The 17,735-nt window shown below is 70.0% G+C and carries 13 protein-coding genes, 3 tRNA genes and 1 pseudogene; 10 read left to right on the forward strand and 7 right to left on the reverse strand.

Translation table 11 applies throughout. From position 1 onward, the window contains the following. Position 1 precedes the first annotated feature (1 nt). A complete protein-coding gene (locus ABNX41_RS07795) occupies positions 2-136 on the reverse strand; it encodes a hypothetical protein (RefSeq protein WP_438669163.1) in 135 nt (44 codons plus the stop codon). Positions 137-368: 232 nt separating this feature from the next. On the opposite strand from ABNX41_RS07795, the gene ABNX41_RS07800 reads away from it, so the two are divergent. The 6 genes from ABNX41_RS07800 (at position 369) to ABNX41_RS07825 (ending at position 8,380) form a co-directional block, all read left to right on the forward strand. Further along, positions 369-911, forward strand: a complete 543-nt coding sequence (locus ABNX41_RS07800; RefSeq protein WP_438669164.1) for a shikimate kinase — start codon at positions 369-371, stop codon at positions 909-911. Between the two features lie 3 nt (positions 912-914). Next, positions 915-2,027: a 3-dehydroquinate synthase gene (gene aroB / locus ABNX41_RS07805; protein ID WP_438669165.1), complete on the forward strand. Its 1,113-nt coding sequence runs from the start codon at positions 915-917 to the stop codon at positions 2,025-2,027. A 1,013-nt stretch (positions 2,028-3,040) separates the two neighbouring features. Further along, a complete protein-coding gene (locus ABNX41_RS07810) occupies positions 3,041-4,591 on the forward strand; it encodes a TerC family protein (RefSeq protein WP_438669166.1) in 1,551 nt (516 codons plus the stop codon). A 383-nt stretch (positions 4,592-4,974) separates the two neighbouring features. Continuing rightward, entirely contained in the window at positions 4,975-6,240 is a 1,266-nt protein-coding gene (locus tag ABNX41_RS07815; protein WP_438669167.1) for an efflux RND transporter periplasmic adaptor subunit, read from the forward strand. A gap of 11 nt (positions 6,241-6,251) precedes the next feature. Then, positions 6,252-7,178: an ABC transporter ATP-binding protein gene (locus tag ABNX41_RS07820; RefSeq protein WP_438669168.1), complete on the forward strand. Its 927-nt coding sequence runs from the start codon at positions 6,252-6,254 to the stop codon at positions 7,176-7,178. Next, positions 7,175-8,380, forward strand: coding sequence for an ABC transporter permease (locus tag ABNX41_RS07825; protein WP_438669169.1), 1,206 nt, complete (start codon positions 7,175-7,177; stop codon positions 8,378-8,380). Before ABNX41_RS07820 ends, ABNX41_RS07825 begins: the two co-directional genes overlap by 4 nt. 153 nt (positions 8,381-8,533) lie before the next feature. Here ABNX41_RS07825 and ABNX41_RS07830 read toward each other — a convergent pair whose 3' ends face one another. The 4 genes and pseudogenes from ABNX41_RS07830 to ABNX41_RS07845 form a co-directional block, all read right to left on the reverse strand. After that, positions 8,534-9,640, reverse strand: coding sequence for a metal ABC transporter ATP-binding protein (locus ABNX41_RS07830; RefSeq protein WP_438669170.1), 1,107 nt, complete (start codon positions 9,638-9,640; stop codon positions 8,534-8,536). A 28-nt stretch (positions 9,641-9,668) separates the two neighbouring features. Beyond that, positions 9,669-9,929 (reverse strand): annotated as a pseudogene (locus ABNX41_RS07835) (hypothetical protein); the annotation flags it as partial. 221 nt (positions 9,930-10,150) lie between these two features. Further along, positions 10,151-11,212: a metal ABC transporter solute-binding protein, Zn/Mn family gene (locus tag ABNX41_RS07840; protein ID WP_438669171.1), complete on the reverse strand. Its 1,062-nt coding sequence runs from the start codon at positions 11,210-11,212 to the stop codon at positions 10,151-10,153. Between the two features lie 852 nt (positions 11,213-12,064). After that, positions 12,065-12,829 carry an esterase/lipase family protein gene (locus tag ABNX41_RS07845; protein WP_438669172.1) on the reverse strand — a complete coding sequence of 255 codons (765 nt, stop codon included), beginning with the start codon at positions 12,827-12,829 and terminating at the stop codon, positions 12,065-12,067. Positions 12,830-13,454: 625 nt separating this feature from the next. Here ABNX41_RS07845 and ABNX41_RS07850 point away from each other — a divergent pair. The 4 genes from ABNX41_RS07850 to ABNX41_RS07865 all read left to right on the forward strand — a co-directional run bounded on the left by ABNX41_RS07850 (position 13,455) and on the right by ABNX41_RS07865 (position 15,356). Next, positions 13,455-13,530: transfer RNA gene (locus ABNX41_RS07850), tRNA-Val, on the forward strand. A 438-nt stretch (positions 13,531-13,968) separates the two neighbouring features. Next, positions 13,969-14,907 carry a pirin family protein gene (locus ABNX41_RS07855; protein ID WP_438669173.1) on the forward strand — a complete coding sequence of 313 codons (939 nt, stop codon included), beginning with the start codon at positions 13,969-13,971 and terminating at the stop codon, positions 14,905-14,907. A gap of 265 nt (positions 14,908-15,172) precedes the next feature. Next, a tRNA-Asp gene (locus ABNX41_RS07860) sits at positions 15,173-15,249 on the forward strand. 30 nt (positions 15,250-15,279) lie between these two features. After that, positions 15,280-15,356 (forward strand) — tRNA-Asp (locus ABNX41_RS07865). 390 nt (positions 15,357-15,746) lie between these two features. Here ABNX41_RS07865 and ABNX41_RS07870 read toward each other — a convergent pair. Together ABNX41_RS07870 and ABNX41_RS07875 are read right to left on the reverse strand one after the other, a co-directional pair. After that, on the reverse strand, positions 15,747-16,223 hold the full coding sequence (locus tag ABNX41_RS07870) for a GNAT family N-acetyltransferase (RefSeq protein WP_438669174.1): 477 nt from the start codon (positions 16,221-16,223) through the stop codon (positions 15,747-15,749). Beyond that, positions 16,220-17,626 (reverse strand): M20/M25/M40 family metallo-hydrolase, encoded by a 1,407-nt coding sequence (locus tag ABNX41_RS07875; RefSeq protein ID WP_438669175.1) that lies wholly within the window; start codon positions 17,624-17,626, stop codon positions 16,220-16,222. The genes ABNX41_RS07870 and ABNX41_RS07875 overlap by 4 nt, the downstream gene beginning before the upstream one ends. Between the last annotated feature and the right edge of the window lie 109 nt (positions 17,627-17,735).

The following is a 17,735-nucleotide window of genomic DNA, read 5'->3' on the forward strand; positions in this document are numbered from 1 at the left end:
CTCAGCGGGCATCCAGCACCACGGGCTTGGTCACCTGGGTCTGGGTCGGGCTCAGATCCGCCAGATAGGCATAGCCGCTCAGCCCGGCCAGGCCCAGAACGGCCAGCACGAACACCAGTTTGATAAGCGTCCTCATGATTGCGTTCCGTCCCTGTATGCCTGTTTCCGTCTTGTCCGTCCGGCGCCCGCGTGGGTGGTTTCCCGCCGGATCGGGCAGGGCTTTCCCCGGCCGCACGACGGACATCCTGCGCGCCCCGGCCGGTTCGCCGTCCCGAATATATATGGCTTTCCGCGAGATATCACGCCATTGAGGCAAGGAAAGCGCCGGATCGCGAAAATCCGCCCCGGCGTCACGCGATGGTGAAGATATGTTTCGTCTGAAGAAGACCGTGGTGATGGTGGGCATGATGGGGGCGGGCAAGACCGCTGTCGGCACCGCGCTGGCCCGTCTGCTTGGCGTGGCCTTCCTCGATTCGGACGAAGAGATCACCCGCGCCGCGCGCCGCTCGATCCCCGAGATCTTCGCCCGCGACGGCGAGGCCTTCTTCCGCGACCGCGAGCATGAGGTGATCGGGCGGCTCTTGCGCGCCGATCCCTGCGTGCTTTCCACCGGCGGCGGCGCCTTCCTGTCGCCGCGCAACCGCGCGCTGATCGCGGGGGCGGGGGTCTCGGTCTGGCTGCGGGCGGATCTGGCGCTTCTGTGGCAGCGGGTGCGCCACAAGAACACCCGCCCGCTCTTGCGCACCGAAAACCCGCGCGAGACCCTGCGCGCGCTTTACGAGGCGCGGCTTCCGGCCTATCGCGAGGCCGATCTCGCGGTGGATTCGGCGCCCGAGATCACGGTCGAGCAGATGGCCGCCCGGGTGGTCGAGGCCCTGCGCGCCCGGCCCGACGTGCTGGAAGAGGTGTAGGACATGACGAATGTGGTGGCGGTGGATCTGGGTGCGCGCGCCTATGAGGTGCGCATCGGCGAGGGGCTGATCGCGCGCGCGGGCGACGAGATCGCGCCGCTTCTGAAGCGCCCGCGCGTGGCCGTCCTGACCGACGAGACCGTGGCCGCCGCCCATCTGCCCGCCCTGCGCGCCGGGCTTGAGGCGCGCGGCATCGCCGTCTCGGCGCTGGCTTTGCCCGCAGGCGAGGCGACCAAGGGCTGGGCCGAATTTACCCGTGCCACCGAATGGCTGCTTGAGGAAAAGGTCGAGCGGCGCGACATCGTCGTCGCGCTTGGCGGCGGGGTGATCGGCGATCTGGCGGGCTTTGCCGCGGCCGTCCTGCGGCGCGGCGTGCGCTTCGTGCAGATCCCGACCTCGCTTCTGGCCCAGGTCGATTCCAGCGTCGGCGGCAAGACCGGGATCAACACCGCCCAGGGCAAGAACCTGGTCGGCGCCTTTTACCAGCCCTCGCTGGTGCTGGCCGATATCGGCGCCCTCGACACGCTGCCGCCGCGCGATTTCCTCTCGGGCTATGGCGAGGTGGTGAAATACGGGCTTTTGGGGGATGCCGGCTTCTTCGACTGGCTGGAGGCCCATGCCCCGGCGATGGCCGGGGGCGAGCGCGCGGCGCGGCTGCATGCGGTGACCCGCTCGGTCGAGATGAAGGCCCGCATCGTCGAGCGCGACGAGACCGAGGAGGGCGACCGCGCGCTCTTGAACCTGGGCCATACCTTTTGCCATGCGCTGGAGAAGGCCACCGGCTATTCCGGTCGACTTTTGCATGGCGAGGGGGTGGCGATCGGCTGCGCGCTGGCGTTCGAGCTGTCGCAGCGGCTGGGGCTTTGCGCGCAAGAGGCGCCCAGCCGGGTCCGGGCGCATCTGAAGGCGATGGGGATGAAGGTCGATCTGGCCGATATTCCGGGCGATCTGCCGGGGGCGGCGGCGCTGCTGGATCTGATGGGGCAGGACAAGAAGGTGGTCGACGGCAAGCTGCGTTTCGTGCTGGCGCGCGGCATCGGCGAGGCTTTCGTCGCCGCCGACGTTCCGCCCGGGGCGGTGCTTGCGCTGCTGGAGGATGCGCTGGCGGCGGCCTGACCGGCCCGACGCTTGGGCAGGTCCCGGGGCAGCTATCGGGGCAGGCGATCAGCGGAAACCCGCCGATGCCTTGGCGGGGCGCGCGCAAGAAAACACTTGTCCGATGGCGGAACCTGCCCTTAGATCGCGGTCCATGCCGCAGTTCGGATCCCTGCGTCGGCTTCACAGGCCTCGACTTTACAGGCCGTGATTTCGCTGGTTCCGATGCTGCGCCGCCCCGATGCTGCTACCGCCGAGATGCCTGACACTGCCACCATGGCTGCAACCGCCAGGAAATGGTCCGACAAGATGCTTGCAGCGAAAAGCTGTTCCGACCGCCAGGCCCGTCCCGCCGCCCCCTCGGGCACGGCGGCCCCGGATGTGCCCGAGGGGGCGGAACCTGCCACGGGCCGATTGTGCGGCGGCAAGTCCGACACCGAATCCGAGGGTGCCTCGGAACCTCCCCGATGTAGCGCCCGGCCCCGGTCCGGGTATCTGGCGCGCGCGAACACCGTCGCGGTCCTGAGGCGCCCGAGCCCCGGGCCTTGGTGCCCCGGGCCTTGGCGCAACGCGGGGCTCCTCGAAATGCGGATCGCGCGGACCTTCGGCAAGAGGGCGGTCGCGCTCATGGCGTCAGCCGCCGGTCGCCTGACGGCGGCCGTTCCCGCGTCGGCTGTCGACACCTTTCCCTTCTTCGATGGAACGCCGCCCGCCGACATGCCGTCGGCTTCCCGTATGGTGCCGTCCTTCGATGCCGTCTCGCCCGCCGACAGGCTGTCGTCGGTCGTCGGTGTCGTTTTGCGGGAATGCGCGATGATCCCCGCCGCGATCCCCACCGCGATCCCTCGTCCGGCCCGCGCCCTGCGTTGCCATCCGGCCCCGGGCGGGGGGCTTGGCAGCGGATCCGCCTCTTGGCCCGCGCGTCGCCGACCTTCGCACCACCGATCTTCGCACCACCGGGCCGCGCCCGGTCCGAACCCGTCTCCGCGCGGACTTCCCCGCGCGGTGTTTCCCCTTATGGAGCCCTGACCCCCGTGTTCTTCGAATGGATGTCCGACCCCGCCGCCTGGGCGGGCCTTGCGACACTTATCGTCCTTGAGATCGTTCTCGGGATCGACAACCTTGTCTTCATCGCCGTGCTGGCCGACAAGCTGCCGCCCCATCAGCGCGACAAGGCGCGGCTTCTGGGGCTTGGGCTGGCGCTTGGGATGCGGCTGGTGCTGCTGGCCTCGATCGCCTGGATCGTCACGCTGCAATCGGAACTGTTCGCGCTCTTCGGCCACGGCTTTTCCGGACGCGACCTGATCCTGATCTTCGGCGGGCTGTTCTTGCTGTTCAAGGGCACGATGGAGCTGCACGAGCGGCTGGAAGGCCATGCCGCGAAGAAGGAAGGCGGGGTGGTGCAGGTCGCCTTCTGGCAGGTGATCCTTCAGATCGTGGTGCTGGACGCGGTCTTCTCGCTTGACAGCGTGATCACCGCCGTCGGCATGGTCAAGCATCTGTCGATCATGTATATCGCCGTGATCGTCGCCATGGCGGTGATGCTGCTGATGGCGAAGTCGCTGATGGCCTTCGTCTCGAAACATCCGACCGTGGTCATCCTGTGCCTGGGCTTTCTGATGATGATCGGCTTCTCGCTGATCACCGAGGGCTTCGGCTTCCATGTGCCCAAGGGCTATCTTTACGCCGCCATCGGCTTTTCGGTGGGGATCGAGGCGCTCAACCAGATCGGGCGCCGGAACCGCGAGCGGTTCATCACCTCGGGCGACCTGCGCGACCGCACCGCCGAGGCGGTGCTGCGTCTTCTGGGCGGGCGCAAGGGCGAGGAACTGGGCGGCACCGCCGATGTGATCGCCGACCGCGCCGCCGAGGCGGGCCTGTTCGCCCCCGAGGAAAAGGAGATGATCGAGGGCGTCCTGGGCCTGTCGGAGCGGCCCGCCACCTCGGTCATGACGCCGCGCACCGATATCGACTGGATCGACCTCAACACCCCGGAGGAACAGATCCGCGAGCAGATCCTGGAAAAGGGCCATTCACGTTTCCTGGTCGGGCGCGGCAGTCTGGACGAGTTCCAGGGCGTGGCGCTGACCCGCGACCTGATGCGCGACCTGCTGACCGAGGGCCGGATCAACTTGGAGCGTTCGGTGCGCGAGCCGCTGATCCTGCATGAAAGCGTGAACGTGCTGCGCCTGATGGAGCAGCTTCGCCGCGCCCCGGTCCAGCTTGCGGTGATCGTCGACGAATACGGCTCGCTCGAAGGGATCGTGACGCCGACCGACGTGCTCGAGGCGATCGCGGGCGATTTCCCCGACGAGGACGAGGAGCCGGTGACCGAGGAACGTGGCGAGGACGGCTCGCTTCTGGTCGACGGGTGGGTGGACATCCGCCGGGCCTCGCAACTGCTGGATCTGGACCTGGCCGACGACAACGAGCGTTATTCGACGCTGGCGGGCTATGTGCTGTGGCAGCTTGGCCGGATGCCGGAGGAGGGCGAAATGGTCGAGGCCGGGGGGCTGCGCTTCGAGATCGTCGCGATGGAGGGGCATGCGATTTCGAAGCTGCGGGTGCGGCGGGTGGACGCCTGAGGTTTCGGGGCGGCGGCGGCGGGAGGGGGCGCTGCCCCCTCGGCGCCCTTGGCGCCTCACCCCCGGGATATTTTTGCAAAGAAGAAAGGGGAAAGGGGGCGGTTGCCTCGGTCGGAGGCTCTTGCGGAATGGGGGCGGGCCTGGTTGGGATGGGGCCGTCATGGCGTTTTTTGGGGGGGGCGTTTCGGGGGGTGGTTTTCCCGACCTGGGCTTGCATCGCGGCCGCGTCGCAGTGATCTTGTCGGAGCGGCGACCTGTTCTCGTCGGGCCGGGTCTCCGCCATGCGGGCGAGGGGGGGGAGGTTTTCTTTCCCTGGCGTCTGGCCGGGGCGCGACGGAAAGGATGCCTGCGGTCGTATCATCGAAAACATCCGGAACCAGATCTTGAACACAGACGCTCGCCCCGATCTCGCCAGCCTTGCCAGAATGCCCCGCCGCCGCCGGTGGGGAATATGGTTCTGGGTCCTGCTTCTGGTCGCGCTGGCGCTGGCTGGGGGGTGGTATTGGCGCGCGGGCCAGGCCGCGGTCGCGGTGCTTTACGACAGCCAGCCCGCCCGCACCGGCGATCTGGTGGTGACGGTGATCGCCACCGGCACCGTCCAGCCCACCACCCGGGTCGAGCTTTCATCGGAGCTTTCGGGCACGCTGGCCGCGGTCGAGGTCGATTTCAACCAGGAGGTGGTCGAGGGCCAGGTGCTTGCGCGCCTCGACGATACCAAGCTGCGCGCCCAGGTCTCGAATGCCGAGGCGCAACTGCTCTCGGCGCGGGCGCGGCTGACCTCGGCCGAGGCCACCGTGACCGAGACCGCCGAGGCCCTGGTCACCGCCGAGGCGCTGGACCGGCGCGGGCTGAACAACCGGCAGACCTACATCGCCGCCCGCGCCGCCCATGACCGCGCCGTGGCCGCGGTCGAGATCGCCCGCGCCGATGTGACGCTGGCCGAGGCCAACCTGTCGTCGCAACTGGCCGATCTGGACAAGGCCGAGATCCGCTCGCCGATCAACGGCATCGTGCTGGACCGCGCGGCCGAGCGGGGGCAGATCGTGGCCGCCTCGCTGAACGCGCCGATCCTTTTCACCCTGGCCGAGGATCTGGCGCGGATGGAGTTGCGCGTCGCGGTGGACGAGGCCGATATCGGCCGGGTCAAGGTCGGCCAGGCGGCGAGCTTTACCGTCGACGCCTATCCCGGCCAGGTGTTCGACGCGGTGATCACCAGCCTGCGCTATGCGCCCGACACCTCGGGCAATGTGGTGACCTATACGGCGGTGCTTTCGGTCGACAACGCCGATCTGCTGCTGCGGCCGGGGATGACGGCGACGGCGACGATCGTCATCTCGAAGGAAGAGGGCGTGCTGCTGATCCCGGTCGCGGCGCTGCGCTATGCGCCGGCGGCGGCGGCGGCAGGGGGCGACCGCTCGGGGCGCGGGCTGATCGGGCTGGTGATGCCGGGCCCGCCCGGCCGGGGCCCCGGGGCCCCGGGGGCGGCGGCGGGCCGGGCCGATGGCTCGGGCGTCTGGATCCTGCGCGAGGGCGCGCCGCGGCGGGTCGCGATCACCGCGGGGGCGAGCGACGGGTCGAGCATCGTGGTGCGGGGCGGCGATCTGGCCGAGGGGGATCAGGTGATCCTGAGCCAGCGCGAGGCCCGCTGATGGCTTCGGCGATGGCTTCGGCGAGCGTTTCCGGGACGGTTTCCGGGGCGGGGGCGGCAGGGCCCGCCGCCGGGGCTCCGGCCCGGGTCGCGGCGGCCTCGACCGTTGCCGGGCCGTTGCCGGATGCCGCGCCCCTGCCCGAAGCGGCGCCCCTGCCCGAAGCGGCGCCCCTGATCGAGTTTCGCCATGTCTCGCGGCTTTACGGCGCGGGCGAGACCGAGGTGCGCGCGCTCGACGATGTCGACCTGACCATCCGGCGGGGCGAATTCGTCGCCATCATGGGGCCTTCGGGATCGGGGAAATCGACGGCGATGAACATCATCGGCTGTCTCGACCGGCCGTCCCTGGGGGAATACCGTTTCGACGGCGTGGCGGTGCAGGATCTTTCGCAGGACGCCCGCGCGCTGCTGCGGCGCCATTACCTGGGCTTCATCTTCCAGGGCTTCAACCTGCTCGCGCGCAGCAGCGCGCTGGAGAATGTCGAGCTGCCGCTGATCTACAAGGGCCTTCCGCGTGCCGAGCGCGCGGCCCGCGCCCGCGCCGCGCTGGAGAAGGTGGGGCTTGCGGGGCGCGAGAGCCATGATCCCTCGCAGCTTTCGGGCGGCCAGCAGCAGCGGGTGGCGATCGCGCGCGCGCTGGCGGGCAGCCCGATGGTGATGCTGGCCGACGAGCCGACGGGCAATCTCGACAGCCAGCGCAGCCATGAGATCCTGTTGCTTTTGCAGGAACTGAACCGCAAGGAGGGGATCACCATCGTCATGGTCACCCACGAGCCCGAGATCGCCGCCTATGCCCGGCGGCTGGTGATCTTCACCGATGGCCGGATCACCCGCGACGCCCCGGTCGAGCGGCCCGCGGGGGCGGTCGGCTGCGAAACGGGCGACACGGCGGGCGCCCCCGAATCCGGAACCCCGGGCGAAAAGGGGGCGCGGCCATGATCGTCGAGGCGGTGCGGCTGGCCTTCCGGTCGATCCTGCGCAACAAGCTGCGATCCTTCCTGACCATGCTGGGGATCGTGATCGGCGTGGCGGCGGTGATCGCGCTGGTCACGGTGGGGCAGGGGTCGTCGCAGCAGGTCTCGGCCTCGGTCTCGTCGCTGGGATCGGATGTGCTGGTGCTGCGCCCGGGCCAGCGCGGCTTCGGCCCCGGCGGATCGGGCGGCACCCGCCGCTTCACGCTGCGCGACGCCGATGCGCTGGCCGAGCTTCCTGTGGCGCGGCTGGTCGCGCCCACGGCCAATGCCTCGGCAACGGTGGTCTTCGGCAATGCCAATGTCGACACCTCGATCACCGGCTCGAACGAGGCTTTCGCCGAAATCGCCAATTGGAGCTTTGCCGAGGGCCGCAATTTCACCGCGGCCGAGGCCCGGTCGGGCACGCCCTTCTGCCTGATCGGCCAGTCGGTGCGTGAAAAGCTGTTCGGCGCCGCCAGCCCGCTGGGCCAGCCGATCCGCGTGGGCGCGATCTCTTGCGAGGTGATCGGCCTGTTCCAGCCCAAGGGGGCGGGCGCCTTCGGCCAGGACCAGGACGATATCGTCGTCATGCCGATCCGGCTGGTGCAGCGGCGGCTGAACGGCAACACCGACGTCGGCGCGATCCAGGTCGCGGTGGCACCGGGCTATACCACGCAGGACGGCATCCGCATCATCCAGGACACCATGCGCGAGCGGCGCCGCATCGGGCTGGGCCAGGCCGACGACTTCAACGTCTCGGACATGCAGGAGGTGGCCTCGATGCTGTCTGCGGTGAATTCGGTGCTGGCGGGGATGCTGTCCTCGGTCGCGGCCGTGTCGCTGCTGGTCGGCGGGATCGGCATCATGAACATCATGCTGGTCTCGGTGACAGAGCGCACGCGCGAGATCGGCATCCGGCTGGCCATCGGGGCGACCTCGCGCCAGGTGCTGACGCAGTTCCTGGTCGAGGCGGTGGTGCTGACGCTGTTCGGCGGCACCATCGGCATCGCGGCGGGGCTGGCGATGGCCTGGGGGGCGGGGGCGTTCATGGCGATCCCCTTCGCGCCCTCGGCCCCGGTGATCGGGCTGGCATTCCTGTTCTCGGCGGTGGTGGGGCTGGTCTTCGGCTTTTTCCCGGCGCGGCGGGCGGCGGGGCTGGATCCGATCGAGGCTTTGCGCCACCAGTAGCGCCCGCCGCCCGCCCGGCGACGGGGCGCGGGCTCATCTGGCGGCGGGGGCGACCTTGGCCAGCGTCTCATCTGCGGTCGCCTTGGCCCAGCGGGGTCAGTCGAGGCCGCCCGCCGTCGCGCCGGATCAGCCCGCGATCCAGGCCGGAGAGGATCACCCCCTCCACCTGCGCGCGCGGCCAGTGCAGGTGGTCCTCCAGCGCGGCGACGGTGTTTTCCACGCTGCGTTCCGGGCCGTCCTGATGGGCCAGAAGATGGCTGACCATGTTGCGGGTGGCGAAGGCCAGCCGGTTTCGCCCGCCGCGCCGCCCCGGTGCTGGATCAGGGACAGCAGCACAGTGCCAAGCGCGAAGAAGCTCGACAGCACCACCCCCATGGCGGCATCGGGCTTGATCCGGGTCAGCCGCAGGATGACCTGCACCGATCCCGCCGCCAGAAGCCCCGCGACCAGCGCCGCCCCCCACGAGGAAGGGCAGGCTGCGTCCTCCGGCCAGCAGATAGCCCGCGCAGATCCCGGGCAGCGCGGCACGTCGCCCATCAGGCTCTGGCGCCGCAGCACCGAAAAGCAGCCGAGCGCGCCGACCTGCGCGCCCAGAAGCGCGGTGCCGACCGCACGGTCTGCACCGGGCCCGGCGTGATCAGTGCGGAAAGAAGCGCGCCGGGCATCAGCCTTGCCCGCCTTGCGAGGGCGCTTCGTCAAGCCCCTGGTCTGCGGGTCGAGCACCGCCAGTTGGCCGCCACAGGTCGCGCGCAGATTGGCGGCGGTATAGGTCGTCGCCACCGGCCCCTGCGCGATCACCCGGCGGTTGAGCATCGCCAGCCAGTCGAACCAGCGTTTCACCGTGGAAAGGTCGTGATGGACCACCACCACGGTCTTGCCCCGGTCGCGCAGCCTTTGCAGCAATGCCACGATCATCGCCTCGGTCGTGGCATCGACCCCGGCCATCGGCTCGCCGAGGAAGCAGAGGTCGGCGTCCCGCACCAGGGCGCGGGCGATGAAGACCCGTTGCTGCTGGCCGCCCGAAAGCTGGCCGATCTGGCGGGCGGCGTAGTCGGCGATGCCGATATCCTCCAGCGCGGCCATGTCGTGGGTGCGCTCGGCCCTGCCGGGGCGGCGCGGAAGGCCGAGGCGGCCGTAAAGCCCCATGGTCACCACATCGAGGACGGTGGTCGGGAAATCCCAGTCGACCGAGCTGCGCTGCGGCACATAGCCCACCCCGCCCGCGCCTCCGCGCCAGCGGCTGGCCGAAGAAATAGACATGGCCCGCCGCCGGTTTGACCAGCCCCGGGCAGGCTTTCGGAACGCTGGGCTTTCCCGCCCCGTTCGGCCCGACGATGGCCACCATCACCCCGGGGGGGGGGATGTCGATGTCGGCATCCAGCAGCACCGGATCGTCGCCGTAGCCCAGGGTCAGCTCCTCGGCATGAAGCGCCAGATGCGGTTCGTGGAGGCCCGAGGAAGGTAGGGACGCGGAAGGCGCCGACGCGGAAGGCGGGGACGGGGAAGGCAGGGAGGGGGCGGGCTGGTCGTCGTCGGGTCTTTCGTGCATCTGGGGGCCTGTTCGGGTTCGGGTAAGGGGTCCGGCTCGGGTCGGGCCACTGGGTCTGGAATGCCGCGCGGGGGACGTGGGTTGGCAAGGGCGGGCCCTTGGGGCGCGCTGCGGGCCGAAGCGCGGGGTTCGTCCCGGACCGGCGGGCGCGCAGGGAACGGTTGCGGCGAACGGGCCAGGGGGAACGGGCCGGGAGGAACGGGCCCGCCCGGCGACCGAGGTTACGGCGCCACCGCCTGCGAGACAAGCTTGGGCAGTTCCACCGGCGCGCCGCCAAGCGCGCGGGTGATGGTCGAGACGTTATGCACCACCATGCCCGGATAGGTATCCTCGGGCGTGCCCGCTGCCCCCATCGCATCGGCGAACAATTCGCCGCCGATCCCGACCGCGCCCCCGCGCGCCGCCACCGCCTCGATCAGCGCCTGGATCGTGCGCGGGTTGATCGTCGATTCGACGAAGACGGCGGGCACGCCGACCTCGGCCACCAGCGCGGCCACGGCCTCGATATCGGCGATGGCGGCTTCCGGGGGGGTGGCGACGCCCTGGATCGCGGTCACCTCGATCCCATAGGCGCGGCCGAAATAGCCGAAGGCGTCATGGGTGGTCACCAGGTTGCGCTGCGCCTCGGGGATGGTGGCGATCGAGGCGGCGGCCCAGGCGTCGAGCTCGGCCAGCAAGGCCTCGGTGGCGATGGCCCCGGCCATGACGGTTTGCGCGCAGTCGGGCCGCGCCTCGGAAATCGCGCCCGCGATCACCGGCACGATCCCGGCCCAGAGGTCCGGATCCATCCAGACATGGGGGTCCGGCTGGGCGGGGTCCGGCTCGGCCCCGTCGCGCAGAAGGTCTTCGGGCACCACGCCCAGTTCCGACACCGCCAGGACCGGCCGACCTTGCGACAGCCGCTCCAGCACCTCGCCCAACTGGCCTTCGAGGTTGAGCCCGCCATAGAGCAGGATCCCGGCGTCCCGGAGCTTGCGCAGGTCCGAGGGGGCGGGGGTGAAAAGATGCGGATCGGCGCCCCGCCCGACAAAGGTCGAGACGGCGACGCAATCTCCGCCGATGCGGGCGGCGATGTCCGAGATCATGCCCACGGTGCCAAGGACGGCGGTCGGCGCGGTCTCGGCCCTCGCCCCGGTCGCGGGAAGGGCGACCAGCGCCGCGGCCAGCATGGCGGCGGCGAGAGGCGCGGCGGGGGGGCGGTCGGCCCCGGGGCGGATGCCGGTTGGCCGGAGGTTGCAGGGCAGGGGGCGGGGCGGGACGAATTGCGCGGTTCTGTTTTCCATGTCGGGCAAGATATGATAATGATAACCATTTGCAATTGTAATCCGCAAGCGCCCCCCGGGAAGCCCCGGAGGCCGGATCCTTCGGCCGGATCGCTCTGGATCTTCCCCGGTTGCAAGGCCTTGGCGCCCGGGCCAGGGGGGCGCGCGCGACCTGCCGGGAGCGGCCTTGGTCGGGAAGGGGCGCAGGCGGAAGGCCCCGGTCAGACCTCGCCTCCGAGACTCGCCAGACGATGCGCGAGGGCAGGGGAGCGGAAGTTTGCCCTTCGCCCGCCCCCCGCGCGTCGCGAAGATCCGGGGCCGAACGACCCGCGCCCGGGCCAGCCCCTTCCCGATGGGCCCGATCTTGCCCTCTCGTCAGTCTCGTCCTACGCCTTTCGCCAATCCACCACAATGCGGCCCTGCGCGACGCCCCTGGAGACCTTGCCTACGTGCCCTTGCGGCACATCAGGGGCAGGGCCGCCTCCTGCCCGTCGCATGCCCTTTGTGCGCATTCGCTGCCATGCGGCCCCGCGAGATGCTGCCTGAGATCTACCCGCCGCATCCCCGTTCGGCACTGTGGGCGCCTCCTGCCCGTCGCATGCCCTTTGTGCGCATTCGCTGTCGTGCGGCCTCGGGAAATGTTGCTTGAGACTTCCAGCCGCGCGCCCCTCCGGCACTGCGCGGCACCTTGGGCGCGGTGATTTTCCGAACACCTTCCGCCGCTGCATTGCGCTATCATTGCCGGTCGAGAGGGGTTCCATCCTTCGCCCCTGCGCTTGCGCATGGCGCGCGGCGGGGGGAACGCCCCCGCCCTTGCCCAAGCGGCTTTGTCCACGCGGCCTTGCCCAAGCGGCCCAGTCTGTGCGCCGCTGCCTAGCGGAACAGCGCCCCGGGCTGGGCGCCCAGCGTGATCTCGATCGCGCTGCCCAGGTCGAGGGCTGGCGCGAACCGGCCATGGCGCAGGAAGATGGTGGTCTGGGCGATCACCTCGGGGCTGAGCATCATGAAGGTATGGGTGACGGGCAGGGTCAGATGCGCCGCCATCCCCTCGACCCGGGTGCTCTCGACCGAGACCTTGCCGTCGTCCACCCCCGGGATCATCCCCGAATAGACCGGGTTCATCGAGCGGCTGCCCGCGATCACCCCAAGCTCGAAATCCACCGGCGGCAGGCGGGCGGGCAGGTCCTCGGGCCCGGTGCCCAGTTCCAGCCCCGCAGGCCCGTTGATCCATTCGAAGGCGCCGATCTCGCCCATCCGGTCCACCAGTTCCGAGCCCCGGTTGGGCGGCGCGAGCATCACCACCCGCCCCAGATTCGCCGGATGGCCCTGCGCCAGCAGGCTGCGCACCAGGATCCCGCCCATCGAATGGGTCACGAAATGGACCCGCGCCGCGCCGCATCGCGCCAGCGCCCCGGTCAGGCTTCCGGTCAGTTCGGCGATCCCGGCCTGGGTCGAGGGGTAGCCGTGGTTCACCACCAGATAGCCCTGGGCCTCAAGCGCCGCCTCCATGATCAGAAGCGAGGTTTCGCTGCGGGCCAGGCCATGGACCAGGATCACGCAGTCGGTCTCGGCGGTCGGGGTTTCTGCGGCGTCTGTCGGCAGGGATTGGGCGACGGCGGTGCCGGGCCAGAACGGCAAGGCGGAAAGCGCCAGGACGCAAGCGAGGCGGGAGGGGGAGGGCCCCCGCAACCGGGCCGCCGGGCCCGGGCCTCGCCGACGCAAAAGCGCCGGGAGCCGGAGTGATCCGCCCGATTGGAACGGTCCATCTTGCCGGAACGAGCCGCCTTGCCGGAACGATCTCTCTGGAATCTGCGCGCCTGCCATGGTTGCGATCATCCCACCGAGAGCCGTGCCGTCAAGCCCCGCAAGCCCGCGCCTGCGCCCCTGTGCCACCCGCCGCGCAAACCCTTGCCGAAGGCGGCGCGGCGGCCGAGGCCGAAAGGGCCCGCGCCGCCGCTGCGTCGCGGTCCTTCCTCTGCGAAGGGTAGATGTCCCGCGCCACCAACCCCTTCGGGCGTCCCTAGACGCATGAGGCCCCTTGCGAGGCCGATGGCGGGGGTCTCGCAAAGCTGCCGCGGATCATGCCTCCGAGGCCCGCGCGCCTTGCGGGACCGCCCCGGTGTATCGGGGCTTGCGCCGCGCGCGGTGCGAGGGTATCCACCCGGCCCGTGGCGACAGCGAACCGACGGCACGGCCCGGGCCTTTTGCCGCGCAGGATCCGCTTCGCCGCCCGCAGGCCTGTCGGGGCGGCCTTGCGCCCCTGGGGTGGTTAGCTCAGTTGGTAGAGCGTCTCGTTTACACCGAGGATGTCGGGGGTTCGAGCCCCTCACCACCCACCAAAAACTTTGATGATTTATTTGGGTCCTGCGTCCATCGCCAGGAGGCGCCAAACCTTTCGCGCCTCTGCGAAGCCCGACAGCTCCCGCCGCTTTCGACAGATGCTGTGGCGGGAATCGGGCAGGGAAAGAGGCGGCGATCCGCGTATTCCAGCGCCCGGGATATTGGCTGATTTCCGCCATCGGCACCCCGGCCTCCGCCATCTGCCGACGTATGGCAGCGAGGCGCCCCGTCCCCAAGGTGACCCGCACCCGCCGGATCCTGCAGCGACCGCTGTCCCATGCCGCCCGGCAGGCCCGCGACTTCGGGCGATCGGGCACAGGATCCGGGCCCAAGGCGGAGATGTGTGCGAAATCGCACATATGCCATGGCGCGGCCCGGCATTCTTGCGCAAGCGGATTCGCGCTACATCTGTCAGGCGAACCGGAAGGAGGCACCTGATGAGCTGGAACCCCATTCTCGACCCCTCGATCCCGATCGGCGACCAGGTCGACGCGATCGAAACCGTCATCGTCCCCCGCGCCCGCGACCTCGGCGGGTTCGAGGTGCGCCGTGCGCTGCCCTCGGCGCAGCGCCAGATGGTCGGCCCCTTCATCTTCTTCGACCAGATGGGCCCGGCCGAATTCCTGACCGGCGAGGGCATCGACGTGCGCCCCCATCCCCATATCGGCCTGGGCACCGTCACCTATCTGCTGAAGGGGCGGCTGCATCACCGCGACAGCCTGGGCACCGACCAGTGGATCGAGCCGGGCGCGGTCAACTGGATGATGGCGGGCTACGGCATCAGCCATTCCGAGCGCACCGACGGCGCGGCGCGGCGCGCGCCGATGTCGATGTTCGGCCTTCAGACCTGGCTTGCGGTGCCGAAGGACCGCGAGGACGATCCAGCCGGTTTCGTCCATGTCGGCAAGCCAGATCTGCCCGAGCTGGAGGGCGAGGGCAAGAAGCTGCGGCTGATCCTGGGCGAGGCCTGGGGCGCGCGCGTGCCGCTGGAGATGCCGTCCGAGGTGTTCTACGCCGATGCGCTGCTCGACCCCGGCGCGGCGATCCCCTTGCCCGACAACCACGAGGACCGAGGCGTCTATGTCCTGACCGGCGAGGTCACCTCGGGCGGGCAGAGCTTCGAGGCCGGGCGGATGCTGGTCTTCCGCCCCGGCGACCGGGTCTCGGTCCGGGCGGGCGACCGAGGCGCGCGGGTGATGATTCTGGGCGGCGCCACGATGGACGGGCCGCGCCATATCTGGTGGAATTTCGTCGCCTCGTCGAAAGAGCGGATAGATGCCGCGAAAGAGGCCTGGCGCGCCGGGGACTGGGCGCATGGCCGCTTCAGCCTGCCGCCGGGGGACGACCAGGAATTCATTCCCGCGCCGGAGCGCTGACGTCCCGGGGCCCCGATCCCGGGCCCTCGCGTCTTTGGCCCGGGTGGTTTGGGCCGGGTGTTCCGGGGCCGGGTCTGGGGCCCCGGTCTTGGGGGTCGGTCCGCAGGGCAGGTCGCCGGTGGGCCGGTTTCATCCGCCAAGGCGGCGGCGGATCGGGCCGGATGCCCCGATCTCCCGATCCCGAATTATTTCGCCGGGCGGCGCTTGACGTGCCCCGCGACCCCAAGTATCTACCCCTCCACGCCCGGTTCGCCGGGAAGCAAGGGCGGTTGTAGCTCAGTTGGTTAGAGTACCGGCCTGTCACGCCGGGGGTCGCGGGTTCGAGCCCCGTCAACCGCGCCACTTGCTTCCAGATGATCCCGCAGCGTATGCGCGGTTGTAGCTCAGTTGGTTAGAGTACCGGCCTGTCACGCCGGGGGTCGCGGGTTCGAGCCCCGTCAACCGCGCCACTTTCATTTATCTTCGCAGATCCGGGGCAGCCATCGGCGGTTGCCTGTGGAAGGCTGCGATGGCGCTGGTGGGCCGTGCCGGGGGGCGCCTGACGCAATGCGCGCCACAGGCTGCCGGGAAGGTTTCGGCCCGCGTTGCGGCGGAAACGCTTCCTCGACTGGTGCAGCCCGGCCGGAAGCATTGGATTTCCTGGCGTTTTCGGATCTGTTCCTCTGCCTTCCATGCCGCGTTGCCGCTTTTTCAGCCGCCTGATCGTGGCCAGCGGTAGGCCGAGCTTGCGACCCGTGTTCCCGACTCACCGCCACCGCGCGCGGGCCCGATCCTCGGGTCGGGAAAGGCCGAAGCGGGGCGCGCGCCGCTCCGGTTCCGCCGCCAGGCGCGGACCGCCGCTACAGCCGGAAGCGATAGCGGATATGCCCGTCGCTTTCGCAATAGCTGTCGTAGAGCGCCCGCGCCCGGGCGTTCTTCTCGTCGGTATGCCAATAAAGCCGATGGCAGCCGCGCGCCCGCGCCAGCGCCGCCAGATCGTCGATCAGCGCCCGGCCCAGGCCCTGGCCGCGCGCGCCGGGGGCGACGAACAGGTCCTCCAGGTAGCAATCCTCGCCCGCGACCCAGGTCGAGCAATGGCTGTGATGGGTGGCAAAGCCCAGCATCGCCCCCTCGTCCTGCCCCTCGCCCCCGCCATCACCCCCCGGCGCGAAGGCCAGGCGCATCGACAGGGCCGAGGCCGGATCGAGGATCCGCCCCCAGGTCAGATCGGTGACGCCGGGCGCCAGATCGACGCCGTAGAACGCCAGATATTCGGCCCAAAGCCTCCGCCAGGCGGCTTCGTCCCCGGCCCGGGCGGTGCGGATGATCGCGCTCATGCGATCGCCGCCAGCACCCGCGCCCAGGACCGGATGCCGCGATGGAAGCATTCCAGATCGTATTTCTCGTTCGGGGAATGGATGCCGTCGTCGTCGCGGGCAAAGCCGATCAGCATCGAATCCATGCCGAGGATGGTCTTGAAATAGCCCGCGATCGGGATCGACCCGCCCGAGCCGATGAAGGCGGCGGGCTTGCCCCATTCCTGCGTGAGGGCGGCGCGGGCGGCCTCGAAGGCCGGGTCGCCGATCTCCATCACCGAAGCGGGGCTGCCGGTGATCTCGTCGTGCCATTCCACGGTGACATCGCCGGGAAGCTGCGCCTCGAGCCAGGCGCGGAAGGCCGAGACCACCTTCTCCGGCTCCTGCCGCCAGACCAGCCGGAACGAGACTTTCGCATGGGCCTCGGCCGGAAGCACGGTCTTGAAGCCCGCGCCGTTGTAGCCGCCCCAAAGCCCGTTCACCTCGGCGGTGGGGCGCGACCAGATCATCTCAAGCGGGGTGCGGTCCACCTCGCCCGCCGGGATCGACAGGCCGACATCGCCCAGGAATTTCGCATGGTCGAAGGCCAGCGCCTGCCATTGCGCGCGCAGCGCATCGGGAAGCTCGTCCACGCCGTCGTAGAAGCCCGGCACGGTGACGCGCCCGTTCTCGTCATGCAGATTGCCCAGGATCCTGGCCAGCACCGTCAGCGGATTGCGCGCCACGCCGCCATACATCCCCGAATGCAGGTCGCGATTCGCGGCATGGACGGTGAATTCGGTCTTGGCGAGACCGCGCAGCATGGTGGTGATCGCGGGGGTCTCGTCGTCGTAAAGCCCGGTGTCGCAGATCAGCGCGATATCGGCCGAAAGCTCGGCCGCGTTCTCGCGCATGAAGGGGATCAGCGAGGGCGAGCCGGATTCCTCCTCGCCCTCAAGGAAGATGGTGATCCGGCCGGGCAGGCGGCCATGGACCGCCTTCCAGGCGCGGCAGGCCTCGACGAAGGTCATGAGCTGGCCCTTGTCGTCCGAGGCGCCGCGCCCCCGGATCACCCGGCCCTTGGCGGTTTCCTCGACCGCCGGGTCGAAGGGATCGCGGTTCCACAGGTTCAGGGGATCGACCGGCTGCACGTCGTAATGGCCGTAGAACAGGATGTGGCGGCCGCCCGCCTCTTCCTCCCCCGCATGGGCGACGACCATCGGATGGCCCGGGGTGGGGCGCAGTTCCGCCCTGAAGCCGAGCGCGGCGAGATCCTCGACCAGATGCCCGGCCGCGCGGGTGCAATCGGCGGCGAAGGCGGGATCGGTCGAGATCGAGGGAATGCGCAAAAGCGCCAGCAGGCGCTCCAGCGCCTCGGGCAGGTCGGCGTCGATACGGGCAAGAACGGCGTCGATCCGCGCCGCCGCTTCGGGTTGAGGGGCCATCGGCCTTCTCCTTTTCGTGTTGTGGGCGCGAACGTAACAGGCGCGCGGGCACTGTCCAGAGCCGCCGGGATCGGCTATGGCCGGGCGGGCCAGTGCGCGCGGCCGCCCG

Origin of the sequence: Pseudogemmobacter sonorensis (assembly GCF_042762395.1) — a bacterium.
GTDB classification, from domain to species: domain Bacteria; phylum Pseudomonadota; class Alphaproteobacteria; order Rhodobacterales; family Rhodobacteraceae; genus Pseudogemmobacter; species Pseudogemmobacter sonorensis.

Coding starts and splice junctions, on each gene's coding strand:
- ABNX41_RS07795 (WP_438669163.1), bottom strand. CDS start 136: ATGAGGACGCTTATCAAACTGGTGTTCGTGCTGGCCGTTCTGGGCCTG.
- ABNX41_RS07800 (WP_438669164.1), top strand. CDS start 369: ATGTTTCGTCTGAAGAAGACCGTGGTGATGGTGGGCATGATGGGGGCG.
- aroB (WP_438669165.1), top strand. CDS start 915: ATGACGAATGTGGTGGCGGTGGATCTGGGTGCGCGCGCCTATGAGGTG.
- ABNX41_RS07820 (WP_438669168.1), top strand. CDS start 6,252: ATGGCTTCGGCGAGCGTTTCCGGGACGGTTTCCGGGGCGGGGGCGGCA.
- ABNX41_RS07825 (WP_438669169.1), top strand. CDS start 7,175: ATGATCGTCGAGGCGGTGCGGCTGGCCTTCCGGTCGATCCTGCGCAAC.
- ABNX41_RS07830 (WP_438669170.1), bottom strand. CDS start 9,640: ATGTCTATTTCTTCGGCCAGCCGCTGGCGCGGAGGCGCGGGCGGGGTG.
- ABNX41_RS07840 (WP_438669171.1), bottom strand. CDS start 11,212: ATGGAAAACAGAACCGCGCAATTCGTCCCGCCCCGCCCCCTGCCCTGC.
- ABNX41_RS07855 (WP_438669173.1), top strand. CDS start 13,969: ATGAGCTGGAACCCCATTCTCGACCCCTCGATCCCGATCGGCGACCAG.
- ABNX41_RS07870 (WP_438669174.1), bottom strand. CDS start 16,223: ATGAGCGCGATCATCCGCACCGCCCGGGCCGGGGACGAAGCCGCCTGG.
- ABNX41_RS07875 (WP_438669175.1), bottom strand. CDS start 17,626: ATGGCCCCTCAACCCGAAGCGGCGGCGCGGATCGACGCCGTTCTTGCC.